Below are 25,988 nucleotides of genomic sequence, written 5' to 3' on the forward strand. Positions count from 1 at the left end.
AGTACACCGGACGGAACCGGTACAATGTCGGCTTCAAGCATATCACCGAGCCCCAAGCGGCAAAAGGCGAAAACCGCGCGCGCGCGGTTCCGTGTTGCGGTTTGCCGTCAGTCAGGCGCCGCCGCGCGCATCGCTTCTCGCCGCGCGCCATTCCCACGACACCATGAATGCTTCCGCTCCCGCCTCGCTGACCCTCGCGCGCCCCGACGACTGGCACCTGCACGTGCGCGACGGCGCGATGCTCGCGGCCGTCCTGCCGCACACCGCCCGCCAATTCGGCCGCGCGATCATCATGCCGAACCTGAAGCCGCCCGTCACGACGACCGCGCAGGCGCAGGCGTACCGCGAGCGCATCCTGGCCGCGCTGCCGGCCGGCATGACGTTCGAGCCGCTGATGACGCTGTACCTGACCGACAACACCCCCGCCGACGAGATCCGCCGTGCGCGCGAAAGCGGCTTCGTGCACGGCGTGAAGCTGTATCCGGCGGGCGCGACGACGAACTCGGACGCTGGCGTGACCGATCTGCTCGGCAAATGCGCGAAGACGCTCGAGGCGATGCAGGAAGTCGGAATGCCGCTCCTCGTGCACGGCGAGGTGACGGACCCGTCGATCGATCTGTTCGATCGCGAGAAGGCGTTCATCGATCGCGTGATGGAGCCGCTGCGCCGCGCGCTGCCGGGGCTCAAGGTGGTGTTCGAGCACATCACGACGAAGGACGCTGCCGACTACGTGCGCGACGTCGACGCGGCGCCCGGCCAGATCGGCGCGACGATCACCGCGCACCATCTGCTGTACAACCGCAACGCGATGTTCGTGGGCGGCATTCGCCCGCATTACTACTGCCTGCCGGTGCTCAAGCGCGAGACGCACCGGGTCGCGCTCGTCGCGGCGGCGAGCTCGGGCAATCCGCGCTTCTTCCTCGGCACCGACAGCGCGCCGCACCCGAAGGGCGCGAAGGAGGCCGCGTGCGGCTGCGCGGGCTGCTACACCGCGCTGCACGCGCTCGAGCTGTACGCGGAGGCGTTCGATCAGGCGGGCGCGCTCGACAAGCTCGAAGGCTTCGCGAGCTTCTTCGGCGCGGACTTCTACGGTTTGCCGCGCAGCGCCGAGACGGTGACGCTGCGCCGCGAGACGTGGGAGCTGCCGCGCGAGATCGACGCGGGCGCGGGCCCCGTCGTGCCGCTGCGCGGCGGCGAGCCGATCGGCTGGCGGCTCGTTTGACGCTCGTGGCGCGGCGGCCGGCCGGGTTGCCGCGCGCGGCGGATCGGGTGTCGACGAGATGAGCGAGCCGGACGACGCGAGCCCCCGGGGCCGCATGAGCGGCGTGCGGCGGCCGGCCGGCGAGGCCGATCGTCGGCGTCGTTTTGGCGCAGCCGGCTTTGCCGACCGGCCGGGGGCGTCGTCCGGTCCGGGCGATCCGCACGGTGGACGCGGGTCCGCACACCCGGATCGCACGGCGGTCGATTGCGGTCCGGGCGCGTCTCGCGCCTCGCGTGCATTGAGCCGTCGACGCGAATCGCATCCCGACGGTGACGGACCCTCTTTCGACCGAATCGATTGGTCCGCGCCGTGGCTCGCACCGTTCGCCGATCGCGGCGGGCGATGGGCGCCCGCCGCGCGGCAGGGCGAAGCGGCATGGCTGCGCATGCTGAACGATGACGCCCGTGCCGAGCGACTCGCGACGGGCCGCGGCTTGCCGCTGCGTTTCATCGAACAGGCGACGCTGCCGGCGGGCGTCGCGTACGAGACGCACATCGCCGAAACGGGGGCCGTGCCGACCCGCCACAATCTGCACGATTTCTTCAATGCGCTCGTCTGGTTCGCGTATCCGCGCATCAAGGCGGCGCTCAACGCGCGCCAGGCTGCGGCGATCGACGCGGCGGGCGTCGGCTCCGCGCGCGGCGGCGTCCGCGACGCCCTCACGCTGTTCGACGAGAGCGGTGCGCTCTTCGCGACGTCGGACCCGGCGCTCGCCGCCGCGCTGCGCGGCTTCGACTGGCCGACGCTGATGCGCGCGTCGCGCGACGCATGGGGCTCGCGCTGCGACGCGCGGATCGTCGGTCATGCGCTCGCCGAAAAGCTCGTCGATCCGTACAAAGGCTGCACCGCGCACGCGTGGATCGTCGATGTGCCGGCCGCGTACTTCGACTGGCGCGACGAGCAGCGCCGCGCATGGCTCGACGAGCGCGTCGCGGCGGCGCTCGTCTCGACCGAGCCGACGAGCCGCGGCTTCGCGCCGCTGCCGGTGCTCGGCGTGCCCGGCTGGTGGCCGGCGAACGCATCACCGTCTTTCTACGACGATCCGCGGGTGTTTCGCAGCGGCCGACGTGCGCGAGAGGCGTGACGCGCGCCGGCGCCTCCAGCCCGCAACCGCGCATGCGCTGGCGTTCGATCCGCGCGGATCGTCGCGGCAGGGAAGGCCGTCGCCGCGAGCGGGCGACGCTCCGCGGTGCTAGAATCCTGCTCGCAAAGCAGGCTAGGCAGTCGCGGCCTTCGCGGTTCGCCGCGAAGGGCGAGGAAAGTCCGGACTCCGACAGGGCAGGGTGATGGCTAACGGCCATCCGTGGCGACACGCGGAACAGGGCAACAGAAAGCAAACCGCCGATGGCCCGGCGCAAGCCGGGATCAGGCAAGGGTGAAACGGTGCGGTAAGAGCGCACCGCGGCTGCGGCGACGCAGACCGGCACGGTAACCTCCACCCGGAGCAATTCCAAGTAGGCGGACGCGCATCTTCGGATGCAGGACGGTGCCCCCGTCTCGTTCGCGGGTAGGAAGCTTGAGCGCGTCAGCAATGGCGCGCCTAGAGGAATGGCTGCCACGGGCCGCGCGTCTCAAGGCGAGCGGCTCGCACAGAATCCGGCTTATCGGCCCGCTTTGCCGCCCGATGACGAAAAGCCGGCGCCCGATGCGGCGCCGGCTTTTTCTTTTTCTCGATCCGCGCGGCCACGCTGCAGCGCGCTCGCGCCTCAGCGCCGCAGTGATGCGCGCGATCGCGTTACGCGGTGACGATCTCGAACGAATGCGACAGCTCGGCCGTCTTCGCGATCATGATCGACGCCGAGCAATACTTGTCGTGCGACAGGTTGATCGCGCGCTCGACGGTCGCGGGATTCAGGTTGCGGCCCGTCACCGTGAAGTGGAAGTGCACCTTCGTGAACACCTTCGGGTCCTCGCTCGCGCGCTCGGCCTGCAGGGTCACCGAGCAGCCGGTGACTTCCTGGCGGCTCTTCTTGAGGATCAGCACGACGTCATAGGCCGTGCATCCGCCCGTGCCGACGAGGACCATCTCCATCGGACGCGGCGCAAGATTGTGTCCGCCGCCTTCGGGCGCGCCGTCCATCGTGACGAGGTGGCCGCTGCCCGTCTGGGCGGCGAATGCCATGCCGTCTTGCCCCATCCAGCTTACTTTGCATTCCATGCGCGAGCTCCAGCGTTGCTTGATTCGGTTGTAATCCGGCATTGTAGCCCCGCCCGCAACTGGCGGCTGATGCGCTGCAAGACCGGTGAAAACGGCGCCGGGCCGGATGCGACGCGCGGTCCGGGCGATGCCGATCGCCCTCCGATCTTTAGGGGTTTTGCTCTAGACGGAAAATCCGTTTGATCCGATGGATATCATTATCCTTTTGATTCAAAAGGAAAAATTTGGCGGTGTTGGAGTTGGTGCGTTTTTCGCATCATGAGATTGAATTTCTCCATGCGGTTTTTCTTGTGCTGTCGACGCCCGGTTCGTATAATGACGATCATTGGTTGTCGCGTTGCGGCAATCTCCGCATGTCTCCTCCACCCTCCTCCTTTGGTGGATTAAGCCCGAACCGCTGGTTCGGGCTTTTTTTCGTCCGGTGCAAGCTCCGATGGCCTCGCGTCGGCCGCTTCGCGCTCGCGATGCATGCTGCGTCTGGGCCGCTAAACGGCGAATGTCGGATTTCTTTGACCAGCCGATTCGAATTCCTTTATAATTCAGGGCTTTTCCGCATTCATGCCCACGGAAAAAGAACAGGGAGAGCCTGCATCGCGCCACGAAGCGCCTGCCAAGAGCAGACAAGCAGGAAAGAACGTTTGGGCACAAGCAATCAATTTTGGATCGATCATGAAGACGTTTTCCGCAAAAGCCCATGAGGTGACGCGCGAATGGTACGTGATTGACGCGACGGATAAGGTTCTCGGCCGTGTCGCCAGCGAAGTGGCACGCCGTCTGCGCGGCAAGCACAAGCCCGAGTTCACCCCGCACGTCGACACCGGTGATTTCATCATCGTCATCAACGCGAGCAAGCTGAAGGTCACGGGCAACAAGACGCTGGACAAGAAGTACTACCGTCACTCGGGCTACCCGGGCGGCATCTATGAAACGACGTTCGGCAAGATGCAGGAACGCTTCCCGGGCCGCGCGCTCGAGAAGGCGGTCAAGGGTATGCTGCCGAAGGGCCCGCTCGGCTACGCGATGATCAAGAAGCTGAAGGTCTACGCTGAAGCCACGCATCCGCATTCGGCTCAACAGCCGAAGGCGCTCGAGATCTAAGGGGAGCCCACATGATCGGTAACTGGAACTACGGTACGGGCCGCCGCAAGAGCGCAGTCGCTCGTGTCTTCATCAAGGCTGGCAAGGGCGACATCATCGTCAACGGCAAGCCTATCGCTGACTACTTCTCGCGCGAAACGTCGCTGATGATCGTGCGTCAGCCGCTGGAACTCACGAACCACGCGCAGACGTTCGACATCAAGGTGAACGTGACGGGCGGCGGCGAAACGGGGCAGGCCGGCGCGGTGCGCCACGGCATCACCCGCGCGCTGATCGACTACGACGCGACGCTGAAGCCGTCGCTGTCGAACGCAGGCTTCGTCACGCGCGACGCCCGTGAAGTCGAGCGTAAGAAGGTTGGTCTGCACAAGGCACGCCGCGCCAAGCAGTTCTCGAAGCGTTAATCGCTCGCGCTGCACGCCGCCTTTGGGCGGCATCGCTGCAAGAAAAACCGCCAGTTTTCGCGCTGGCGGTTTTTTTATGTGTGCGCGGCTTGCGTTGGCGCAACGAATGCGCGAAAAACGGCGGCGCGCGTCTTGATTTCGCCTGCGTCAGCACGATCTGCGGATCAGTCCTACAATAGCAGGCAATGGTTTTTTGGAGAGTTCGCATGAACGCTGTTACCGAATCCGCGGCAACCACCGAGATGCCGGCTCCGTTCGTCTTCACCGACGCGGCGGCCGACAAGGTCAAGCAACTGATCGACGAAGAGGGCAACCCCGACCTCAAGCTGCGCGTATTCGTGCAAGGCGGCGGCTGCTCCGGTTTCCAGTATGGCTTCACGTTCGACGAGGAAGTCAACGAGGACGACACCGTGCTCAACAAGAACGGCGTCGTGCTGCTTGTCGACGCGATGAGCTATCAATATCTCGTCGGCGCCGAGATCGACTACAAGGACGATCTGAACGGCGCGCAATTCGTCATCAAGAACCCGAACGCGACCACGACCTGCGGTTGCGGCTCGTCGTTCTCGGTCTGAACGCACGCAGATGCGACAAAAACGGGGCTAGATGCCCCGTTTTTTGCATATGGACGGCACGCGCGGCGAAGCCGCCGCCGACGTGCGCCGAGTTTGCGTCCATTCGGCTTCGTCCTTTCTTCCTTTGGTTCGCTCATGCCGCCCGCACGTCGATGTCCGGCATCGTGCCGGTTGCGCGCGGCGCGTCGCTCGCGCGCGCGAGCCAATCGGTCGGCGCGTGTCCCGTGCATTGCGCGAATGCGCGTGTCAGCGCGCTCGCGCTGCCGTAACCGACTTCCGGCGCGATTTCCTTGACCGCATAGCCGCGTCTGAGCAGCGTTTTCGCGAGCCCGACGCGCCACTGAAGCAGGTACTCGCCCGGCGGCAGGCCGACCGTGTCCGCGAAGTGCGCGGCGAACCGCGAGCGCGACATGCCGGCGATCGCGGCCATCCGCTCGAGCGACCATGACAGGGCCGGGTCCGCGTGCACCGCATTCAGCGCCTTCGCGAGCCGCGCGTCCGACAGCCCGGCGAGCGACCCGCTCGCGACCAGCCGGTTGCGCATCACGAAGCGCAGCAATTGCACGACGAGCACCTCCGTCAGCCGGTTGATCACCGTGTCGTGCCCGCACGCGGGCGCGCTCGCCTCGGCGAACAGCGCTTGCTGGACGCCGTCGAGCGGCGACATCGACGCCAGCGGAATCGCGAGCAGATCGGGCAGGCCGCGCAACAGCGGATTTTCGTCGCCGAGCCCGAACTCGATCGCCGCGGACAAGATCTCGACGGGCGCATCGCCGCGCGCCTCGATCCGGTACTTGCCGGGCCGCCCGATGAAGACCGCGCTTGGCTCGGGCACCGCGTGAAGGCCGAGCGTGCCGCCCGTCACGCAGACTGCGCCCGTGCGCACCAGGTGCATGTGAAAACCGTCCGCGCAGATGTCGAAGGTCGACGCGCCGGGCAGCGTGCCGAAGTGGAATACGCGGGCGTGCAGTTCGAAACGGGCGAGGAGGCCCTTCAAACGATCGTTCATGGGACGATTGGTCAAGCGATTGGGATTTATCGACGCATATTGTCTCAATGCATGCGCTACATTGGCAACTCCGCTCACTGTCACGCATGACGAGGAGGACCCAGTCGATGATCCGATTCTTCTATCACCCGTCGCCGAACCCGGCCAAGATCGCGTTGTTCCTCGAGGAGGCCGGCTTGCCGTACGAATTCGTGCCCGTCGATACCCGCAAGGGCGAGCAGCACAGCGATGCGTACAAGGCGATCAATCCGAACGCGAAGACGCCCGCGATCGTCGATGGCGATGCGACCGTGTTCGACAGCAACGCGATCCTGCTGTATCTCGCCGAGAAAACCGGCCAGTTCCTGCCGGGCGACACGCCCGCCGCGCGCGGCGAACTGCTGTCATGGCTGATGTTCGTCGCGACGGGGATCGGCCCTTACTGCGGGCAGGCGGTTCATTTCAAGCATTTCGCGCCGGAGCCGAAGGCGTACGCGGTGAACCGCTACGACTTCGAGGCGTGGCGCCACTGGCGCATCGTCGACGAGCGCCTCGCCGGCCGCCGCTACATGGTCGGCGATCGCTACACGATCGCCGACATGGCGGTGTGGGGCTGGGCGCGGGCGATCCCGCGCGTGCTGGGCGACGATGCGTGGGCGCAATTGCCGAACGTGAAGCGTCTCGTCGACGAGATCAATGCGCGTCCGGCCGCGCAGCGCGCCGATGCGCTGAAGACGCGCCATGCGTTCAAGCTGGAGTTCGACGACGAGGCGCGCCGTGTGCTGTTCCCGCAGAACGCGCGGTTCGCGGCCGAGGCCGGGGCGGGGGCCTGACGCGATGATCGATCTCTACTACTGGACGACGCCGAACGGCCACAAGATCACGATGTTCCTGGAGGAGGCCGGCCTTCCGTACCGGATCGTGCCGGTGAACATCGGCCGCGGCGAGCAATTCGAGCCGGACTTCCTGCGCATTGCGCCGAACAACCGCATTCCGGCGCTCGTCGACCATGCGCCCGCCGACGGCGGCGAACCGCTGTCGATCTTCGAATCCGGCGCGATTCTGCTGTATCTCGCGGACAAGATCGGGCGTTTCATCCCGGCCGACTTGCGCGGCCGCAACGAGGCGCTGCAGTGGCTCTTCTGGCAGGTGAGCGGGCTCGGCCCGATGGCGGGGCAGAATCATCATTTCGTGCAGTACGCGCCCGAGCCGCTGCCGTACGCAATCGAGCGGTACGTGAAGGAGACGTCGCGGCTGTACGGCGTGCTGAACAAGCATCTGTCGGACGGGCGCGAGTACATCGCGCACGAGTATTCGATCGCCGACATGGCGAGCTACCCGTGGATCGTGCCGCACGAGCGGCAGCGGCAGCGTCTCGAGGATTTTCCGTTCCTGGCCGCGTGGTTCGCGCGGGTAGCCGAGCGGCCGGCCACGGTGCGCGCCTACGCCCGGGCGAAGGAAATCAACGCGGCGCCGACCGTCGACCAGCAGTCGCGCAGCGTGTTGTTCGGGCAGGACGCGAGCACGGTTCGCTGATGAGGCGCACCGGGCGGCGGTTTCGCCGCCGCCCGGTGCGTCGAGTCGTGAGGTATGGCGGGCGGATGGCGGCCGAGCCGCCGCGTCAGCGTGGGTAGAGCGCGCCCAGCACGCGCTCGCCCGCCGCGCCCGTGACGGCCGATACGTTGCCCGGCGCACGCGCGTTGAACCGGTACGCGAGCCACGCGAACGCGAGCGATTCGACCTGCTGCGGCGGCACGCCGAGCGCGGCCGTCGTGGCGACGGGCGCGTCGAGCCCGCGCGCCGCGAGCGCCGTCGCGAGCGCGTCGAGCAGCACCGGGTTGCGCGCGCCGCCGCCGCACACGTAGACGGCCCGGCAGTCGTGCGCATGCCTCGCGATCTCGTCGGCGACGCTCGCCGCGGTCAGCGCGGTGAGCGTCGCCTGCACGTCCTCGGGCGCGAGGCCGCGGAACCCGGCGAGCTTCGCGTCGAGCCAGTCGGCGTTGAAGAGGTCGCGCCCGGTGCTTTTCGGTGCGCTTTGCCGGAAGTACGGCTCGTCGAGCAGCGCGGCGAGGAGTGTTTCGTCGACCGTGCCGCGCGCCGCGAAGCGTCCGCCCTCGTCGAACGGCCGCTTCAGGTGACGCAGCGCCCACGCGTCGATCAGCGCGTTCGCCGGGCCGCAATCGTGGCCGCGCACCGCGTCGTTCCGTTCGTCCCGTCCGTCGCGCGCGGCGGGCAGGATCGTGATGTTGCTGATGCCGCCCAGGTTGCAGACGACGCGCGTCTCGTCGGGCGAGCCGAACATCGTCGCGTGGAACGCCGGCACGAGCGGCGCGCCCTGGCCGCCCGCGGCGACGTCGCGGCTGCGGAAATCGGCGATCACGTCGATGCGGGTCAGCTCCGCGAGCAGCGCCGCGTTGTTGATCTGCCGGGTGTAGCCGCGCTCCGGCCGGTGGCGCACCGTTTGGCCGTGCACGCCGAGCGCGCGCACGTCGTCGGGCGAAAGGCCCGCCGCGCGCAGCATTTCGTGGCAGCACGCCGCGTAGCGCGCGGCGAGCGCGTTCGCCGCGAGCGCCTCGCGCTCGATCTCGTCGTCGCCCGGCTGTTGCAGCGCGAAGAGCGAGTCGCGCAGCGTGTCGGCGAAGCCGACGAACGCCTCGGACAGCACGGCGGGCGGCTTGCCCGTCTCGAAGCGCACGGTGATGCCGTCGACACCGTCCATGCTCGTGCCCGACATCAGGCCGAGGTACACGCCATCCGCCGGATGGCCGGTTTGCATGCGCTTGGGCGTCACGTTGATCGCTCCGGAATCGAGGTTGGGGGCGCGCGGAAGGCCCGTCGCGCGCCGTTGCCGCCGATTATCCGCGCAAGCGCGCGCGCCGTTAAGCGGCTCGCGCACAACTTATGGGAAAATCGCTCTTTTTGCGACATTCCTTCCTCTTGCACCGATGAGCACCGATCCCACTTCCAAGCCCGCCTTCCCGATCACCGATGAAATCCGCCATGCGCTCGCCGTCACGAAGCGCGGCGTCGACGAGCTGCTGATCGAGGAAGAGTTCGCGCAGAAGCTCGCGAGAAGCGCGGCGACGGGCAAGCCGCTGCGCATCAAGCTGGGCCTCGATCCGACGGCGCCCGACATCCACCTCGGCCACACGGTCGTGCTGAACAAGATGCGCCAGCTGCAGGATCTCGGCCATACGGTGATCTTCCTGATCGGCGATTTCACGTCGCTGATCGGCGATCCGTCGGGCCGCAACGCGACGCGGCCGCCGCTCACGCGCGAGCAGATCGAATCGAACGCGAAGACCTACTTCGAGCAGGCCGCGCTCGTGCTCGATCGCGAGAAGACCGAGATCCGCTACAACAGCGAATGGTCGATGCCGCTCGGCGCGGACGGGATGATCAAGCTCGCGTCGCGCTACACGGTCGCGCGGATGCTCGAGCGCGAGGATTTCACGAAGCGATTCCAGGGCGGCATCCCGATCTCGATCCACGAATTCCTGTATCCGCTGATGCAAGGCTACGACTCGGTCGCGCTGAACGCCGATCTCGAGCTAGGCGGCACCGACCAGAAATTCAACCTGCTCGTCGGCCGCGAGCTGCAGAAGCAGTACGGGCAGGAGCAGCAGTGCATCCTGACGATGCCGCTGCTCGAAGGCCTCGACGGCGTCGAGAAGATGTCGAAATCGAAGGGCAACTACGTCGGCATCGGCGAGAAGCCGAACGACATGTTCGGCAAGCTGATGAGCATCTCGGACGTGCTGATGTGGCGCTACTTCGAGCTTCTGTCGTTCCGCAGCCTCGACGAGATCGCGCGGCTGCGCGGCGAGGCCGAGGGCGGGCGCAACCCGCGAGACTTCAAGGTGATGCTCGCGCAGGAGATCGTCGCGCGCTTTCATTCGCAGGCCGATGCCGAACGCGCGCTCGAGGATTTCAATCACCGTGCGAAGGGTGGCGTACCCGACGACATCCCGACCGTGACGCTCGCAGGCGCGCCGCTTGCGATCGGCCAGTTGCTGAAGCAGGCGGGGCTCGTGCCGTCGACGAGCGAGGCGCTGCGCAACATCGAGCAGGGCGGCGTGAAGATCGACGGCGCGACGGTGTCCGACAAGGCGCTGAAGGTTGACGCGGGCGAATTCGTCGTGCAGGTCGGCAAGCGCCGCTTCGCGCGCGTGACGCTCACCGCATGAGCGCGCGCATCGCCGCTTGGCCGGGCATGCCGCGCGCCGCGCGCGGCATGCATCGCGGCCGCGCCGCGCACGTGACGCTGGCGCACGCATGATCGCATTGATCCAGCGTGTGAAGCGCGCCGACGTGCGCGTGGGCGAGCGCGTGACGGGCGAGATCGGCCCGGGCCTTCTCGCGCTCGTCTGCGCGGAGCGCGGCGACACCGAGGCGGCCGCCGACAAGTTGCTCGCGAAGGTGCTCGGCTACCGCGTGTTCAGCGACGCGGCGGGCAAGATGAACCTGCCCGTGTCGAACCTCGACGGCGCGGGACGTGCGGGCGGCCTGCTGCTCGTGTCGCAGTTCACGCTCGCCGCCGACACGAACAGCGGCCTGCGCCCGAGCTTCACGCCGGCCGCGCCGCCCGACGAGGGCGAGCGCCTGTTCGACTACTTCGTGCGCCGGGCACGCGAGCGTCACCCGATCGTCGCGACGGGCGAATTCGGCGCCGACATGCAGGTGTCGCTCGTCAACGACGGCCCCGTGACGTTCTGGTTGCAGACGCGCGCCTGATGCGCCCTTGACGCTCCGATTCGAGACCGCACCGATGCCCACGACGCAAGTCCTCTTCATTCGCCACGGCGAGACGGCCTGGAACCGCATCAAGCGGATTCAAGGCCACATCGACATTCCGCTCGCCGACACGGGGCTCGCGCAGGCGCGGCAACTGGCCGGGCGGCTCGCGGGCGAGGCGCGCGCCGGCGCGCGGATCGACGCGATTTACACGAGCGATTTGGCGCGCGCGCGGCAGACCGCGCAGCCGACGGCCGACGCGCTCGGCTTGCCGCTCGTGCTGCGGGAGGGGCTTCGCGAGCGCGCGTACGGCGTGTTCCAGGGGCACGACAGCGCCGAGATCGAGGCGCGCTTTCCCGACGCGTTCGCGCAGTGGCAGACGCGCGACCCCGGCTTCGAGCCGGAAGGCGGCGAGTCGCACCGCGCGTTCTATCATCGCGTGCTGCACGAGGTCGAGCGGATCGTCGCCGCACATCCGGGCGGGCGCATCGCGTGCGTCGCGCACGGCGGCGTGCTCGACTGCGTGTACCGGTTCGCGAACGATCTGCCGCTCGACGCGCCGCGCCAGCATTCGCTGCTGAATACGAGCGTCAATATCGTCGATTACGACGACGGCCGCGCGCGCGTCGTGCGCTGGGCCGATGTCGATCACCTGAGCGTCGCGAGCGACGACGACGGTGATCGGAAGGTGCTGTGACGATCGTCGCGTCGTCGCGAGGCTGGCGCGTGCGGGCGTGAGCGCGGCCGATGGGCGGGCGGGCTCGTCGGGGCGCGTGGCCGCCGCGGCCACGGCGGGCGCCGCGCGTCAGCGCAGCCCGTGGCGCGACCTGTAATCGAGCGCGTACGCGATCTTGCCCGGCTTGTCGGCCGTGATCGGCTGGCGCAGCTTGTCGAATTCCCCCTTGCTGTATTTCTTGCCGCCGTTGATCTGGTCGGCGCGGCCGAGATCGGCGCCCGTCTTGCCGTCGATCACCGGATCGGTCGAGGCGACCATCCGCGCCGACGCGTTCCACACCGCATTCAGATAGCCGGTATCGGCGTTAGCCGGATCGGGATCGGTCGCGCCTGCGCGCGCGAGGTCGTAGCCGGCGAGCGAGAACGTCTCCGGCTGCTGCCGCAGCCAGTCGGCCCAGTAGAACTCGAGATAGTCGGTTGCTTGCGCGGGCTTCGCGTAGCCGATGTCGCGCGTGAAATAGACGAGCGACCGGTAGCGGTCGTCCTGCATGCCGAGCTTCAGGCCGAGGCCGGCGGGCAACTGGTCCGGCGCGATCGGCCGGCCGTCTCCGTCCTTCAGGCGCGTGTAGCTGCGGCGTTGCATCTGCTGCCAGAACGCCGCGCCCGAGTAGTCGCCGAGATTGTCCTTGACGACCACGTGCACGCGCAACGCCGCACCGCCGTCAGGCGTCTCGTAGTAGGTCGATAGCCCGTGGTGGCCGTCCGTCACGTACAGCGTGTCGCCGTTCGGCCCGATCACGACGGGATTGAGCACCGTGCGATCGCGTGCGTCGGCGCTCGTCGCGCACGCGTAGCTCGCCGCGTCGCGCAGCGTCGATTGCGCGGTGTAGCCGTCCGGCGCGATGCCGCCGAGCCCTTCGTCCGCGCAGAAATCGTCGAACTTCTTGTCGGGCTGCCGCTCGTAGCGGCCGAGCTTGTAGTAGATCTGGTCGTAGCCGAGCGCGCCTTGCGTCGGACGCAACTCGCCGAGCGCGACGTCGAGCATGTCGCCCGTGCGCGTGTTTTTCCATTTGCCCGGCGTGGAGGCGGGCGTTGTGGGCGACGGGGTGCCGGCGCTCGATCCGGCATTCGCCGTATTGCCCGGCGCGGCGCCGGCGCTGCCGGCATCGACGGCTGCAAGCGGGGAAACGGGCGCGGCGCCGTCGCCGCCGCAGGCGGCGAGCGCGACGGCAAGCGGGAACGCGGCGGCGAGGCGGAAGATCGGATGCGGCATGAGCGATGGGGATCGACGACGGGTTGGCCGGGGTTGGCGGCGTGCGATCGACGCACGAGCGAGGAAGCGTCAGCATCGCGAATCGATGTGACAGCTATTTGAAATGAATTCGACGGGTTTGGCTATGTGCCGCTGCGATCCGGCTGCTCGGGCCGGGCGGCGACGCGCCGGCGCGCGCGCTTCGATACGCCATTGACGAGCGCCCAGCGGATCACGGGCGCGACGATTCGCACGCCGGGCCGAACGAGCGCGCGGCGCACCGGCGCAAGCGACGACAGGCCGAGCGTGTGCTGCGCCCATGCGGGCAGCAGGTCGACGCCGGCGTTGAACATCAGCGCGGCGGCGGGGCGCATTGCCGGCTTCGGGACGGGCACGTTCGTCAGGATTCGCACCACCTCGTGCGTGCGCTCGCTCGCTTCGAGCTCGGCGCGCATCGCGGCGAAGTACGCGGCGACGTCCGCGCGCGTCTTCGGGACGTTCGTCGCGCCGAGCAACTCGGCGACGCGCGCGGTTTCCGCGTAATAGCGGTCCTGATCGGCGCCAGGCAGCAGCGGGTTCACGTAGCGCAGGTGCGCGGCGAGAAAGCTCGACACCTCGGCGACGTGCACCCATGTAAGCAGCGCGGGATCGCTCGCGCGATACGGGCGGCCGTCGAGGCCCGTGCCGACGACGGTCTCGTGGATCGCCTTCACGCGCTCGATCAGCTTCAGCGCGTCGGCGCGGCTGCCGTACGTCGTGCCGGCGATGAACGTCGCGGTGCGGCGCAGGCGGCCGAGGATGTCGGTGCGGAACGTCGAATGATCCCAGACGCCCGCGAGCGCGAGCGGGTGCAGCGCCTGCAGCAGCAGCGCGGAGATGCCGCCCGTCATCATCGACGTAAAATCGGCATGCACTTTCCAGCACACCGCGTCGGGGCCAAAAAGGCCCGGGTCGCCCGGCGGCGACGAGTAGTCGAGCGATGGGCCGCTGCCCGTCGTCAGATGCGTGACGCCGCCCGCGACGCGCGCCCGCACGCGTTCGACGAGCGGATGTCCGAGCGGCGAACGTGCGGGGCGGTCGTGAAGCGGGGCGGACATGGGGCGGCTCGTCTGGGCAGGGGCGTCAGCGCTCGGCGTCGGGCGTGTCCCAGAGATTGCGCACGGGGCTCGCGGCGTCGGGCGTGGCGAGCCCGAAATGCCGGTATGTGAGGAGCGTCGCGACGCGGCCGCGCGGCGTGCGTTGCAGGAAGCCCTGCTGGATCAGATACGGCTCGAGCACGTCCTCGATCGTGTCGCGTTCCTCGCCGATCGCGGCGGCGAGGTTGTCGACGCCGACCGGGCCGCCGTCGAACTTGTGCAGGATCGCTTCGAGCAGCTTGCGGTCCATCAGATCGAAGCCGACCGGATCGACATCGAGCATTGCGAGCGCGGCGTCTGCTACGGCCGCGGTGATGTTGCCGTCCGCCTTCACTTCCGCGTAGTCGCGCACGCGGCGCAGCAGGCGGTTTGCGATCCGCGGCGTGCCGCGCGAGCGCTTGGCGATCTCGAGCGCGCCGGCCGGATCGATCTGAGCGTTCAGCAGCGCGGCCGAGCGGCGCACGATGCGCGACAGCTGTTCGGCGTCGTAGAACTCGAGCCGTGCGACGATGCCGAAGCGGTCGCGCAGCGGATTGGTCAACATGCCCGCGCGCGTCGTCGCGCCGACGAGCGTGAACGGCTGCAGGTCGAGCTTCACGCTGCGCGCGGCCGGCCCTTCGCCGATCATGATGTCGATCTGGTAATCCTCGAGCGCCGGATACAGGATTTCCTCGACGACGGGCGACAGGCGGTGGATCTCGTCGATGAAGAGGACGTCGTTCGCTTCGAGGTTCGTGAGGAGCGCGGCGAGATCGCCCGCGCGTTCGAGCACGGGGCCGGACGTCTGGCGCAGGTTCACGCCCATTTCGCGCGCGATGATGTGCGCGAGCGTCGTCTTGCCGAGGCCGGGCGGGCCGAACAGCAGTACGTGGTCGAGCGCTTCGGCGCGGCGCTTCGCGGCTTCGATGAAGATCTCGAGCTGATCGCGCACCTTCTCCTGGCCGACGTATTCGTCGAGCTGGCGCGGGCGCAGCGCGCGTTCGAAAGCCTCTTCGTGCGAAGACGCGGGCGTGGCGGCAATGATCCGCTCGGCGGCGAGTTTGTCGGTTTCGATCATGCGGCCATTGTACCGCGCGGCGTGCCCCGGCCAACCTGGCCGAACGGCCGAGTCGCCGGGCGGCGCCCGGCATGCGAAGCTGTATTCGAGGGCGCGCCGTTACGCCTTCGACAGCGCTTTGAGCGACAGCTTGATGCCTTCGGACACGCCGGTGCCGGCCGGCACGTTCTTGATCGCGGCCAGCGCTTCCTTTTCCGAGTAGCCGAGCGCGAGGAGCGCGTTGAGGATGTCGGCCGCGTGGTCGGAAGGCGAGGCCGCGCCGGCGAGCGGGCCGAGATCGGCGCCGAGCTTGCCCTTCAGTTCGAGGAGCAGGCGCTCGGCCGTCTTCTTGCCGATGCCCGGCACGCGGGTGAGGCGCGCGGCGTCCTGCAGGGTGACCGCTTGCGACAGTTCGGCGACGCTCATGCCGGACAGCACGGCGAGCGCCATCCGCGCACCCACGCCCGTGATCTTGAGCAGCTCGCGGAACGTCGAGCGCTCCTGCGGCGTGAGAAAGCCGTACAGCAGGTGTGCGTCCTCGCGGACGATCAACTGGGTCAGCAGCACGACCTTCTCGCCCGTGTGAGGCAGGTTGTAGAACGTGCTCATCGGCACGTCGACTTCGTAGCCGACGCCGTTGCAGTCGACGAGGATGCGCGGAGGATTCTTTTCGAGGAGGGTGCCGGCGATGCGACCGATCATGGCGAGTGCGGGACGGAACGGAAAGCGCGAGTGTAGCGCACCGCGGCGCGCGGGCGGCGGTGCGCGCCGCCGCTCGCCGCACGAACGCGCGTCACCCGACGAGCCGTCCGCGCCGCACGCGCAGCCCCTTCTTCGCGAGCGCGGGTGCGATGCCGCCGAGCGTGTTCAGCGTGTTGCCGCCGTGCGCGTGGCAGATCGCCATTCCGAGCGCGTCGGCCGCGTCGGTGCCGGGCAACCCGGACAGGCTCAGCAGCCGCGCGACCATCTCCTGCATCTGTTCTTTCGTCGCGCGTCCGTAGCCCACCACCGCCTGCTTGAGTTGCAGCGCCGTGTACTCGGCGACGGGCAGGCCGCCCGATACGAGCCCGCAGATCGCGGCGCCGCGCGCCTGGCCGAGGAGCAGCGTCGATTGCGGGTTGACGTTGACGAACACTTTCTCGATCGCCGCCTGGTCGGGCGTGTGCTCGCGGATCAGCGTCGAGACGCCGTCATAGATCGTGCCGAGCCGCGTGGGCAGGTCGGCGGTGGGCGTTTTGATCACGCCGCTTGCGACGTACGCGAGCCGGTGGCCGCTGACGTCGATCACGCCGAAGCCCGTGACGCGCAAGCCGGGGTCGATGCCGAGGATTCGCATGGAGAAACGGAAAAGCTGACTGCGACCGATACTACACGAATGACGCCGAATTCCGGCGAAGGCGGGGGGGCGACGCAATCGCGATGGCAATTGGTGGACGCGGTGCGCGGTTTGCGGCCGAACGCCGAAACGGTGCGCGAACGACGCGCATCCGCCGAACGGTTCGACATCGCGATTCCGCATGTTCGATGCGCCGTTGCCTCTGATGGCGGGCCCGCGTTGCACGCGCGACCGCTGCGAGCGATCGCCGGGCGTACCGCTTCGAACGAACTTCGCGGCGAACGGCGGCGGGCAATCGCCGCAAGGAGCCGCCCCGCCGCGAACGACGACGGCCGCCGAGAACGCGGGCCGTGCCGCGGCGCGGTCGCTCCGGCAAACGATCGCCGCATGACGCATCGCCGCCGCTCGGCCGATGAAAAACCCGGCGGTGAGCGACCGCCGGGTTTTGCCGAAAACGATGCGTCGTGCGAATCAGTGACGGAAGTGGCGCACGCCCGTCATCACCATCGCGATGTTGTGCTCGTCGGCGGCGGCGATCACCTCGTCGTCGCGCACCGAGCCGCCCGGCTGGATCACGCAGGTTGCGCCCGCCGCGACGACGACGTCGAGGCCGTCGCGGAACGGAAAGAACGCGTCCGATGCGACGGCGGACCCCGCCAGCGTGAGGCCGGCGTTCTGCGCCTTGATGCTCGCGATGCGGGCGGAATCGACGCGGCTCATCTGGCCCGCGCCGACGCCGAGCGTCATCCCGTTGCCGCAGAACACGATCGCGTTCGACTTCACGTACTTCGCGACGCGCCACGCGAAGAGAAGGTCATCCATCTCCTTCGGCGTCGGGTGGCGCTTCGTGACGACGCGCAGCTCGCGCGGCTGCACGTTCTTCGAATCGAGCGATTGCACGAGCAGGCCGCCGCCGACGCGCTTCAGGTCGAACGCGTTATGGCCTTCGCCCAGCGCGATCTCGAGCAGGCGCACATTCTGCTTTGCCGCGAACACCTGCTTCGCCGCCTCCGAGAACGACGGAGCGATCAGCACTTCGACGAACTGCTTCGCGACCGCTTGAGCCGCGACTTCGTCGACTTCGCGGTTGAACGCGATGATGCCGCCGAACGCGGAGGTCGGATCGGTCTGGAACGCCTTCGCGTACGCTTCGCCCGCATCCGCGCCCACCGCGACGCCGCACGGATTCGCGTGCTTGATGATCACGCACGCGGGCGCGTCGAACGTCTTCACGCATTCCCACGCGGCGTCCGAATCAGCGATGTTGTTGTAAGACAGTTCCTTGCCTTGCAACTGGCGGTAGTTCGCGAGCGCGCCGGCGGGCGTTGCGACGTCGCGATAGAACGCCGCGCTCTGGTGCGGGTTCTCGCCGTAGCGCAGGTCCTGCACCTTGTCGAATGCGAGGTTCAGCGTCGCCGGGTACGCGTTGCGCGAGCCGTGCTGCAGATCGTCGCCGAGGCTCGTCAGGTAGTTCGTGATCGCGCCGTCGTACTGCGCGGTGTGCGCGAACACCTTGGTCGCGAGACGGAAATTCGTCTTGTAGCCGACCGTGTTGCCGTTCGCCTTCATCTCGTCGAGCACGACCGCGTAATCGGCCGGATCGACGACGACCGTCACGTCGCGGTGGTTCTTCGCCGCCGAGCGCAGCATCGTCGGGCCGCCGATGTCGATGTTCTCGATCGCGTCGGCAAGCGTGCAGTCGTCCTTCGCGATCGTCTGGACGAACGGATACAGGTTCACGACGAGCAGGTCGATCGTCGGAATCCCGTGCGCTTCGAGTGCCTGCATGTGCTCGGGCAGGTCGCGGCGCGCCAGGATGCCGCCGTGCACCTTCGGGTGCAGCGTTTTCACGCGTCCATCGAGCATCTCCGGGAAGCCGGTGTAGTCGGCCACTTCGGTGACGGGCAGGCCCGCGTCGGCGAGCAGTTTCGCGGTGCCGCCCGTCGACAGCAGCTTGACGCCGAGCCCGGACAGCGCTTTCGCGAAGTCGACGATGCCGGTCTTGTCGGAAACGGAAATGAGCGCTTGCTTGATCATGATGGAACCACCAATAGCCAGGAAAACGGGGACGGGGCGGCCGCCTACAGCAGGCCGTGCTGCTGCAGCTTCTTGCGCAGCGTGTTGCGATTGATGCCGAGGTACTCCGCGGCGAGCGACTGGTTGCCGCCCGCCTGTTCGAGCACGACTTCGAGCATAGGCTTTTCGACGCACGACATCACCATTTCATAGACGTCGTGCGGATTGGAGCCGTCGAGATCCCGGAAGTAGCCGTCCAGGCTGTCGCGGACACATTGTTCGATGTTGTGCTTGCTCATGCTGCTAACTGGTTAGAATCGTCCGGCTCGTCGCGGCCGCCGCCGTCTTCGTCGTTCACATAGACGAGGCGGTCGGACAGCGCCTGTTGCGCGTCGAAGAATTCGTTGACGGCGGCAAGCTGCTCGCGGGTGGTTTCGAGCGTGTTCATCCGGTGCCGGAACCCATTTGCGCCGGAAAGGCCGCGAGTGTACCAGCCGATGTGCTTGCGCGCAGTACGGACTCCCGTGAATTCGCCGTAGAACGCGTAGTGATCCTCGAGGTGCTCGTTCATCACCTGGCGGATTTCGTCGATGCGCGGCGGCGGCAGGAGCTCGCCGCCTTGCAGGAAATGATCGATTTCGCGAAAGAGCCAGGGCCTTCCTTGCGCGGCGCGGCCGATCATCAGCGCGTCGGCGCCCGTCGCGTCGAGCACGGCCTTCGCTTTTTGCGGCGACGTGATGTCGCCGTTCGCGACGACAGGAATGCGCACGGCGGCCTTCACGGCCGCGATCGTGTCGTATTCCGCGTCGCCGCGGTACAGGTCCGCGCGGGTGCGGCCGTGCACGGTCAGCATCGAGATGCCGGCCGCCTCGGCGAGCTTCGCGATCTTGACGGCGTTCTTGTGCTCGCGGTCCCAGCCGGTGCGGATCTTCAGCGTGACGGGCACGGCGTCAGGGCCCGTGCCCACCGCGTCGACGACCGCCTCGACGATTCGCTGCACGAGCGGCTCGTTCTGCAGCAGCGCCGAGCCGGCGGCGACGTTGCAAACCTTCTTCGCCGGGCAGCCCATGTTGATGTCGATGATCTGCGCGCCGTTCGCGACGTTGTGACGCGCGGCCTCGGCCATCATCGCCGGATCGGCGCCCGCGATCTGCACCGCGATCGGCTCGACCTCGCCCGCGTGGTTCGCGCGGCGCATCGTCTTCTCGCTCTTCCACAGCTGCGCGTTCGACGCGACCATCTCCGACACCGCATAGCCCGCGCCGAGCCGCTTGCAGAGCTGGCGGAACGGCCGGTCCGTGACGCCCGCCATCGGGGCGACGAACAGGTTGTTGCGCAGGACGTGAGAGCCTAGGACGGGCATCGCAATGGGAGCCGCCCGCGCGGGGCGCGGGCGGGGAGTCGGCGAAAGGGAAAACGCGCATTTTACCGTAACCGCCGGTGCCGCCGAATTAGGCAACTGTCGGCAATCGTTAAATCGCCGATGAATCTTGCGTGAAAGCGGGATGCCGCATCGTGCGTGCCTGCGAAGCGCGGTAGCTGCGACGCGGCGCGCGCGTGAGCGCCGCGCTTACCGGCGCTGCCCGAACATCATCTGCCGCGCGATCGCCGTTTTCAGCGGCGGCACGAATTCGAGGGCGGTGAGCGCCGCGCCGCGCAGCATCGCGAGCGGCCGCGAATCGATGGTGAACAGGCGCGCGAGCGTGTCGGTTGCGCCGATCGTCATGCGCCTGTCGAGCGCGCGGCGCGCGTTGAATGTCGCGAGCGCGAGCGGCGTCGCGCCGTGCTCGGACAGCGTCTCGGCGAGCGTATGCGCATCGCGCAGTCCGAGGTTGAGCCCCTGGCCCGCGACCGGATGCAAGGTTTGCGCGGCGTTGCCGACGATCGCGATCCGGCCTTCGACGAGCGTTTGCGCCGCGGCGAGTCCGAGCGGGAATGTCGCGCGCCCGGCGATCCGCGTGAAGCGCCCCATTCGCGAGCCGAACGTCGCGCCGAGCTCGTGCAGGAACGCGTCGTCGGACAGTTCGCCGCGACGTCGCGCGACGTCCGGCGCGCAGCACCAGACGAGCGCGTAGTCCGCTTGCTGCGGGCCGCCGAGCGGCAGCAGCGCGAGCGGGCCTTCGGCGGTGAAGCGCTCCCATGCGACGCGCGGCCGCGGCGACGAGACCGTGACGGTGCCGATGAGCGCCGTCTGCCCGTAGTCGCGGCTCTGCGCGCTGTCGGTCAGCTTGCGCTTGCGATCGTTGAAGAGCCCGCCCTCCGCGTTGACGAGCACGCGCGCGCGCAACGTGCGCGGGCCTTGCGGCGTGTCGAGCGTGATGGTCACGCCGTCGGCGTCTTGCGCCGGCGAATGCGCGGCCGTCGACGTGAGCCAGTGCGCCGGCGTGCCGCGCACCGCGCGGGCGAGCGCCTGCACGATCGAGCCGTAGCGCACGACGTAGCCGAGCGCGGCGAGGTCGTGCTCGTCGCGATCGATCAGCGTGCGGCCGAAGTGGCCGCGCTGCGAAACGTGGATGTGCTCGATCGGCGTCGCGTCGCCCGGCCAGCCGAGCGTGTCGAGCAGCATCCGGCTGCCTTGCGACACCGCGATCGCGCGCGGATCGTTCGCGCTCGCGTCGGGCTCGCGCGCGTCGATGAGGGCGATCGACAGCGCACGGGTCGCGCTGCGGCGCGCGAGCCAGCCGGCGAGCGCGAGCCCGACCGGCCCGGCGCCGACGATCGCGATGTCGAAGTCGAAAGCGGGCGTGGAGGCGGCGGTCGTCATCGTTCTTGAATCGTGGATCTCGGTAGGAAGCAGCGCGCGCGGATCACGGCTGCGGGCGGGGGCTCGGCGCCTGCGCGTCGCGCATCAGCGCCTCGATCTCGTCGGCGGCCACCGGCACGCCGCGCGTGATCAGCTCGCATCCCGTCGGCGTGACGAACGCGTCGTCCTCGATCCGGATGCCGACGTTCCAGAATGCCTGTGGTACGTCGTCGGCCGGGCGCACGTACAGGCCCGGCTCGATCGTGAGCGCCATGCCCGCATGCAGCACGCGCGACGGCAGCGCGCCGTCGTCGTCGCGCGCCGCGCCGCGTTCGCGGTAGTCGCCGCAGTCGTGCACGTCCATTCCGAGCCAGTGGCCGGTGCGATGCATGTAAAAGCGCGTGTACGCGCGCTCGGCGATCACGTCGTCGACGCTCGCAAAGCGCGCCTTCGGCACGAGCCCCGTGTCGAGCATGCCCTGCGCAAGCACGCGCACTGCGGCGTCGTGCGGCGCGTCGAACGAGGTGCCCGCGCGCGTCGCCGCGATCGCCGCTTCCTGCGCGGCGAGCACGATGTCGTAGAGCGCGCGCTGCGGGCCCGAGAAGCGGCCGTTCGCCGGAAACGTGCGGGTGATGTCGGAGGCGTAGCCGTCGAGCTCGCACGCGGCGTCGATCAGGACGAGGTCGCCGTCGTTGACGATTGCGTTGCCGGCCGGATAGTGAAGCACGCACGCGTTCGCGCCCGTCGCGACGATCGAGCCGTACGCGGGCGACTGCGCGCCGTGGCGGCGGAACGTGTAGAGCAGCTCGGCCTCGAGCTCGTATTCGCGGATGCCGGGGCGGCACGCGGCCATCGCGCGGCGGTGCGCGAGCGCGGAGATGTCGGCCGCGCGGCGCATGGTCGCCTGCTCGTGCGCGTCCTTGACGAGCCGCATGTCGTCGACGAGCGGCCCGAGATCGAACGCGGCGCCCGGCGCGGCGACGCCCGCACGCGCTCGCGCGCGCACCGCGTCGAGCCAGCCGTTCAGACGGCTGTCGAAGGCCGCCGACGCGCCGAAGCGGTAGTGGAGCGCGGGCGCGTCGGCGATGAGGCGCGGCATCTCGGCGTCGAGCGCGTCGTACGGGAACGCCGCGTCGAAGCCGAACGCATCGCGCGCGGCTTCGGGGCCGAAATGGAACCCTTCCCAGATCTCGCGCTCGGGATTCTTCGCGCGGCAGAACAGGATCGAGCGCGGTGCGTCGCCTGCCGCCGACGCGTCGAGGACGAGGAGCGCGTCGGGCTCGGCGAAGCCCGTCAGGTAATAGAAGTAGCTGTCGTGCCGGTACGGATAATCGCTGTCGCGATTGCGCGGGACTTCCGGCGCGGTGGGCACGATCGCGACGCCGCCGCCTCGTGCGCGCAGCGAGGCCAGCACGCGGTCGCGGCGCTGGCGGTAGACGTCGAGGGCGATGGCGGGTTCGGTCGGCTGATTCATCACGCGATTGTAGCGCCGTCGCGCGGGGCGCGCGCGGCGGGTGGGGCGGCGATCATGCGCGCGCGGCGCGGCGCGGCGCGGCGAGCGCGCGCTTCGGGGGCGCCGCGGCATGACGATGCGCCGCGCGCGCAGGGGAGGCGCGCGATTGCAGCCGTGCGCTTCGTCGAGCGCCGCGCCCGCCGGCATGCGCCGGCATGAACGGCGCCGGGCGAACTTGCGGCCCGATCGGCACAAGTCGAGCCAACCGCACGACCCCATCGCACGCGCTTCGATCGAACGCGATCGAAGCGAAACCGCGCGCGGCTGCCACCGCTGCTTCATCTCCGTTGCCCGGCTCACGGGGCGGGCGCGATTGTTGCAAACCATCCACAGGCCGGACGGCCGATTATCAACGAATGCGCAACGGCCGGTTATGATCGGCGACAACGTATACTCTCGGGCGGTATTCCCGACAGAAGACAGATGATGAAATTAATCGGTTCGCTCAGCAGCCCGTTCGTCCGCAAGGCGCGGATCGTGCTCGCTGAAAAGAAGATCGACTACAAGCTGGAGCTCGAAAATGTCTGGGCGCCGGATACGAACATCCATGCGTCGAATCCGATCGGCAAGGTGCCGTGCCTCGTGATGGAAGACGGCGCGGCCGTGTTCGACTCGCGCGTGATCTGCGAATACGTCGACACGCTTTCCCCCGTCGGCAAGCTGATCCCGCCGTCGGGACGCGAGCGCGTCGAGGTGCGGTGCTGGGAGGCGCTCGGCGACGGCGTGCTCGACGCGGCGGTCGCGATTCGCATCGAGCACACGCAGCGCGAGCCGCAGCATCGCAGCGAAGCGTGGATCGCGCGCCAGCAGCGCAAGATCGACGACGGCCTCGTCGCGATGTCGCAGGGCCTCGCGGGTAAGACGTGGTGCGTCGGCAATCACTACACGCTCGCCGACATCGCGCTCGGCTGCACGCTCGGCTACCTCGATTTCCGGATGCCCGAGATCAACTGGCGCGAGCGCCATCCGAATCTCGACAAGCATTTCGCGAAGCTGGCTCAGCGTCAGCCGTTCATCGACACGGTGCCGCAGTGACGCACCGCCGCGCGCGGCGACGATGAAAAAACGCCCCGTCCGGGGCGTTTTTCGTTTGGGCGCGCGCGGAGCCCTCGCGGCGAGCCGGGCCGCGTGCGTGCGAGCCGAACGCGTCGCGGCCCGCGGCGTGGCGCGCTGCGTATCGGGCCGCATTTTATCGGGCCGCACCTCGCCGCCGGCCATCGCCAGGCGCGGCATCGGCCGCACCGATTGCACCGATTGCATCGCGGCGGTGCGGCCGATCGCATTGCCGCGCGCAGCCACGCGCACCGCCGCGGCGATGCGCCGGTCCGGCTCAAGCGCCCGCACGCGCACCCTTGCCGACGCGTGCATACGCGCCTTCGCCGGGCGAGAACGAATCGCTGCGCGCGAGCGGCCACCACGTCTCGTACAGCGAGAAGCCGCAATGGCCGCCGTTGAGCAGCGCGCCCGGTTCCAGATACTTGAGCAGTTGCGACATCAGCCGGACTTCGTGCGGCGCGACGCGCTGCACGATGTGATGCGCGCGCAGCTCGGACGGGTGCGACAGCCCCGCCGCCTGCACCAGTTCCTGCAGCGCGTGCAGCGTGTTGCGATGGAAATTGTAGACGCGATCCGCCTTGTCCGGCACGACGAGCGCGCGCTGGCGCACCGGGTCCTGCGTCGCGACGCCCGTCGGGCAGCGGTCGGTGTGGCAGTGCTGCGCCTGGATGCAGCCGACCGCGAACATGAAGCCGCGCGCCGAGTTCACCCAGTCCGCGCCGATCGCGAGTGTGCGCGCGATGTCGAACGCGGTGATGATCTTGCCGCTCGCGCCGAGCTTCACCCGATCGCGCAGTCCGATCCCGACGAGCGTGTTGTGCACGAGGAGCAGCCCTTCCTGCAGCGGCACGCCGACGTGATCGGTGAATTCGAGGGGCGCGGCGCCCGTGCCGCCCTCCGCGCCGTCGACGACGATGAAGTCGGGCACGATGCCCGTCTCGAGCATCGCCTTCGCGATTCCGAAGAATTCCCACGGATGGCCGACGCACAGCTTGAAGCCCGTCGGCTTGCCGCCCGACAGCTCGCGCAGCCGGTCGACGAATTCGAGCAGCCCGCGCGGCGTCGAGAACGCCGAATGCGCGGCGGGCGACACGCAATCCTTGCCCATCGGCACGCCGCGCGTCTCGGCGATCTCGGGCGTGATCTTCGCGGCGGGCAGCACGCCGCCGTGGCCGGGCTTCGCGCCTTGCGACAGCTTCACCTCGATCATCTTCACCTGCGGATCGCGCGCCTGCTTCTCGAACTTGTCGGGATCGAACGTGCCGTCGTCGCGGCGGCAGCCGAAGTAGCCGGAGCCGATTTCCCAGATGATGTCGCCGCCGTGCTCGCGGTGATACTTCGACAGCGAGCCTTCGCCCGTGTCGTGCGCGAAGCCGCCTTGCTTCGCGCCGAGATTGAGCGCGCGGATCGCGTTCGCCGACAGCGCGCCGAAGCTCATCGCCGAGATGTTGAAGATCGAGATGTCGTAGGGCTGCTTGCGCGTCGCGCCGACGCGCACGCGGAAATCGTGCCCGTCGAGCTTCGTCGGCGCGAGCGAATGGCTGATCCATTCGTGCGCGACCGCCTTCACGTCGAGCTCGGTGCCGTACGGCCGGTTGTCGGCGACGTTCTTCGCGCGCTGGTAGACGAGGCTGCGCTGCGCGCGCGAGAACGGTTTTTCGTCGGTGTCGTCCTCGACGAAGTACTGGCGGATTTCCGGGCGGATGAATTCGAACAGGAACCGCAGATGGCCCCAGAGCGGATAGTTGCGCAGGATCGCGTGGCGGTCCTGGTTCAGATCGTACAGGCCGAGCGCGACGAGCGCGGCGACGGGCGCGATCCAAAGCCACGAGATCGTATGCCGCGCCGCGAGCACGGCGACGGCCGCGAACAGGGCGGCCGCGCACCACATCGCGAGATAGCGTCGAGAAAGCATGGGGACTCCATATCGTTTTTCGGATGCCGCCATGCGTCGACGAACGGCGAGGCGGCGCGCGCGCACGGCGCCTTGCCGGCGCGGCGTGCCTC

The 25,988-nt window shown here is 68.5% G+C and carries 26 protein-coding genes and 1 other RNA gene; 13 read left to right on the top strand and 14 right to left on the bottom strand.

Going from position 1 to position 25,988, the window contains the following annotated elements; all coding sequences use genetic code 11:
• Positions 1 to 163 precede the first annotated feature (163 nt).
• From pyrC to rnpB, 3 genes are all read left to right on the top strand, one after another.
• Positions 164 to 1,222 carry a dihydroorotase gene (gene pyrC / locus BTH_RS18465; RefSeq protein WP_009889088.1) on the top strand — a complete coding sequence of 353 codons (1,059 nt, stop codon included), beginning with the start codon at positions 164 to 166 and terminating at the stop codon, positions 1,220 to 1,222.
• Between the two features lie 277 nt (positions 1,223 to 1,499).
• Positions 1,500 to 2,345 carry a DUF3025 domain-containing protein gene (locus BTH_RS18470; RefSeq protein ID WP_009908757.1) on the top strand — a complete coding sequence of 282 codons (846 nt, stop codon included), beginning with the start codon at positions 1,500 to 1,502 and terminating at the stop codon, positions 2,343 to 2,345.
• A 124-nt stretch (positions 2,346 to 2,469) separates the two neighbouring features.
• An RNA gene (rnpB, locus tag BTH_RS29225) (RNase P RNA component class A) lies at positions 2,470 to 2,881 on the top strand.
• Positions 2,882 to 2,996: 115 nt separating this feature from the next.
• Here the strand turns inward: rnpB and BTH_RS18475 are convergent.
• Positions 2,997 to 3,419 carry an OsmC family protein gene (locus BTH_RS18475; RefSeq protein WP_009889090.1) on the bottom strand — a complete coding sequence of 141 codons (423 nt, stop codon included), beginning with the start codon at positions 3,417 to 3,419 and terminating at the stop codon, positions 2,997 to 2,999.
• Positions 3,420 to 4,088: 669 nt separating this feature from the next.
• Here BTH_RS18475 and rplM point away from each other — a divergent pair.
• From rplM to erpA, 3 genes are all read left to right on the top strand, one after another.
• The gene (gene rplM, locus BTH_RS18480; RefSeq protein ID WP_004522094.1) at positions 4,089 to 4,517 is read left to right on the top strand and encodes a 50S ribosomal protein L13; all 429 of its coding nucleotides are present in this window, start codon (positions 4,089 to 4,091) and stop codon (positions 4,515 to 4,517) included.
• A gap of 11 nt (positions 4,518 to 4,528) precedes the next feature.
• On the top strand, positions 4,529 to 4,921 hold the full coding sequence (gene rpsI, locus BTH_RS18485; RefSeq protein ID WP_009889100.1) for a 30S ribosomal protein S9: 393 nt from the start codon (positions 4,529 to 4,531) through the stop codon (positions 4,919 to 4,921).
• A gap of 206 nt (positions 4,922 to 5,127) precedes the next feature.
• On the top strand, positions 5,128 to 5,496 hold the full coding sequence (erpA, locus tag BTH_RS18490) for an iron-sulfur cluster insertion protein ErpA (protein WP_004194247.1): 369 nt from the start codon (positions 5,128 to 5,130) through the stop codon (positions 5,494 to 5,496).
• 133 nt (positions 5,497 to 5,629) lie between these two features.
• Here erpA and BTH_RS18495 read toward each other — a convergent pair whose 3' ends face one another.
• Positions 5,630 to 6,505 carry a helix-turn-helix transcriptional regulator gene (locus BTH_RS18495; RefSeq protein ID WP_009889123.1) on the bottom strand — a complete coding sequence of 292 codons (876 nt, stop codon included), beginning with the start codon at positions 6,503 to 6,505 and terminating at the stop codon, positions 5,630 to 5,632.
• A gap of 107 nt (positions 6,506 to 6,612) precedes the next feature.
• On the opposite strand from BTH_RS18495, the gene BTH_RS18500 reads away from it, so the two are divergent.
• Complete coding sequence (locus tag BTH_RS18500; RefSeq protein WP_009908758.1) at positions 6,613 to 7,317, top strand: glutathione S-transferase family protein; 705 nt, start codon at positions 6,613 to 6,615, stop codon at positions 7,315 to 7,317.
• A gap of 4 nt (positions 7,318 to 7,321) precedes the next feature.
• Positions 7,322 to 8,020 (top strand): glutathione S-transferase N-terminal domain-containing protein, encoded by a 699-nt coding sequence (locus BTH_RS18505; RefSeq protein ID WP_009889125.1) that lies wholly within the window; start codon positions 7,322 to 7,324, stop codon positions 8,018 to 8,020.
• Positions 8,021 to 8,105: 85 nt separating this feature from the next.
• Here BTH_RS18505 and BTH_RS18510 read toward each other — a convergent pair whose 3' ends face one another.
• Positions 8,106 to 9,260 (bottom strand): anhydro-N-acetylmuramic acid kinase, encoded by a 1,155-nt coding sequence (locus tag BTH_RS18510; RefSeq protein WP_025369774.1) that lies wholly within the window; start codon positions 9,258 to 9,260, stop codon positions 8,106 to 8,108.
• On the opposite strand from BTH_RS18510, the gene BTH_RS35230 reads away from it, so the two are divergent.
• From BTH_RS35230 to BTH_RS18525, 4 genes are all read left to right on the top strand, one after another.
• The gene (locus BTH_RS35230) at positions 9,246 to 9,476 is read left to right on the top strand and encodes a hypothetical protein (protein ID WP_080511463.1); all 231 of its coding nucleotides are present in this window, start codon (positions 9,246 to 9,248) and stop codon (positions 9,474 to 9,476) included. The genes BTH_RS18510 and BTH_RS35230 overlap by 15 nt on opposite strands.
• The gene (tyrS, locus tag BTH_RS18515; RefSeq protein ID WP_009889128.1) at positions 9,430 to 10,671 is read left to right on the top strand and encodes a tyrosine--tRNA ligase; all 1,242 of its coding nucleotides are present in this window, start codon (positions 9,430 to 9,432) and stop codon (positions 10,669 to 10,671) included. The genes BTH_RS35230 and tyrS overlap by 47 nt, the downstream gene beginning before the upstream one ends.
• 88 nt (positions 10,672 to 10,759) lie before the next feature.
• The gene (dtd, locus tag BTH_RS18520) at positions 10,760 to 11,218 is read left to right on the top strand and encodes a D-aminoacyl-tRNA deacylase (protein WP_004200499.1); all 459 of its coding nucleotides are present in this window, start codon (positions 10,760 to 10,762) and stop codon (positions 11,216 to 11,218) included.
• 34 nt (positions 11,219 to 11,252) lie between these two features.
• A complete protein-coding gene (locus tag BTH_RS18525) occupies positions 11,253 to 11,915 on the top strand; it encodes a histidine phosphatase family protein (protein ID WP_009889134.1) in 663 nt (220 codons plus the stop codon).
• 108 nt (positions 11,916 to 12,023) lie between these two features.
• Here the strand turns inward: BTH_RS18525 and BTH_RS18530 are convergent, their stop codons facing one another.
• The 10 genes from BTH_RS18530 to BTH_RS18580 all read right to left on the bottom strand — a co-directional run bounded on the left by BTH_RS18530 (position 12,024) and on the right by BTH_RS18580 (position 22,886).
• Complete coding sequence (locus BTH_RS18530; protein ID WP_009889136.1) at positions 12,024 to 13,166, bottom strand: ParB/Srx family N-terminal domain-containing protein; 1,143 nt, start codon at positions 13,164 to 13,166, stop codon at positions 12,024 to 12,026.
• 122 nt (positions 13,167 to 13,288) lie between these two features.
• Positions 13,289 to 14,242, bottom strand: coding sequence for an oxygenase MpaB family protein (locus BTH_RS18535; protein ID WP_009889138.1), 954 nt, complete (start codon positions 14,240 to 14,242; stop codon positions 13,289 to 13,291).
• A 25-nt stretch (positions 14,243 to 14,267) separates the two neighbouring features.
• The gene (ruvB, locus tag BTH_RS18540) at positions 14,268 to 15,338 is read right to left on the bottom strand and encodes a Holliday junction branch migration DNA helicase RuvB (protein WP_009889140.1); all 1,071 of its coding nucleotides are present in this window, start codon (positions 15,336 to 15,338) and stop codon (positions 14,268 to 14,270) included.
• Between the two features lie 99 nt (positions 15,339 to 15,437).
• Positions 15,438 to 16,019 (bottom strand): Holliday junction branch migration protein RuvA, encoded by a 582-nt coding sequence (gene ruvA / locus BTH_RS18545; protein WP_009889142.1) that lies wholly within the window; start codon positions 16,017 to 16,019, stop codon positions 15,438 to 15,440.
• Between the two features lie 91 nt (positions 16,020 to 16,110).
• Complete coding sequence (gene ruvC / locus BTH_RS18550; RefSeq protein WP_009889144.1) at positions 16,111 to 16,653, bottom strand: crossover junction endodeoxyribonuclease RuvC; 543 nt, start codon at positions 16,651 to 16,653, stop codon at positions 16,111 to 16,113.
• Between the two features lie 471 nt (positions 16,654 to 17,124).
• Positions 17,125 to 18,690 (bottom strand): bifunctional phosphoribosylaminoimidazolecarboxamide formyltransferase/IMP cyclohydrolase, encoded by a 1,566-nt coding sequence (purH, locus tag BTH_RS18560; RefSeq protein WP_009889147.1) that lies wholly within the window; start codon positions 18,688 to 18,690, stop codon positions 17,125 to 17,127.
• 44 nt (positions 18,691 to 18,734) lie between these two features.
• Positions 18,735 to 18,968 carry a Fis family transcriptional regulator gene (locus tag BTH_RS18565; RefSeq protein WP_004194052.1) on the bottom strand — a complete coding sequence of 78 codons (234 nt, stop codon included), beginning with the start codon at positions 18,966 to 18,968 and terminating at the stop codon, positions 18,735 to 18,737.
• The gene (gene dusB / locus BTH_RS18570) at positions 18,965 to 20,032 is read right to left on the bottom strand and encodes a tRNA dihydrouridine synthase DusB (RefSeq protein ID WP_009889150.1); all 1,068 of its coding nucleotides are present in this window, start codon (positions 20,030 to 20,032) and stop codon (positions 18,965 to 18,967) included. Before dusB ends, BTH_RS18565 begins: the two co-directional genes overlap by 4 nt.
• 207 nt (positions 20,033 to 20,239) lie before the next feature.
• Positions 20,240 to 21,433, bottom strand: coding sequence for a UbiH/UbiF/VisC/COQ6 family ubiquinone biosynthesis hydroxylase (locus BTH_RS18575; protein WP_009889151.1), 1,194 nt, complete (start codon positions 21,431 to 21,433; stop codon positions 20,240 to 20,242).
• Positions 21,434 to 21,476: 43 nt separating this feature from the next.
• Positions 21,477 to 22,886 (bottom strand): aminopeptidase P N-terminal domain-containing protein, encoded by a 1,410-nt coding sequence (locus tag BTH_RS18580; RefSeq protein ID WP_009903988.1) that lies wholly within the window; start codon positions 22,884 to 22,886, stop codon positions 21,477 to 21,479.
• A 462-nt stretch (positions 22,887 to 23,348) separates the two neighbouring features.
• Here BTH_RS18580 and BTH_RS18585 point away from each other — a divergent pair, with 462 nt between their 5' ends.
• Positions 23,349 to 23,960, top strand: coding sequence for a glutathione S-transferase family protein (locus tag BTH_RS18585; RefSeq protein ID WP_009889154.1), 612 nt, complete (start codon positions 23,349 to 23,351; stop codon positions 23,958 to 23,960).
• Between the two features lie 295 nt (positions 23,961 to 24,255).
• Here the strand turns inward: BTH_RS18585 and BTH_RS18590 are convergent, their stop codons facing one another.
• A complete protein-coding gene (locus tag BTH_RS18590; RefSeq protein ID WP_009889156.1) occupies positions 24,256 to 25,896 on the bottom strand; it encodes an FMN-binding glutamate synthase family protein in 1,641 nt (546 codons plus the stop codon).
• Positions 25,897 to 25,988: the final 92 nt, after the last annotated feature.

This window comes from Burkholderia thailandensis E264 (genome assembly GCF_000012365.1).
In the GTDB taxonomy this organism is placed as follows: Bacteria; Pseudomonadota; Gammaproteobacteria; order Burkholderiales; family Burkholderiaceae; genus Burkholderia; species Burkholderia thailandensis.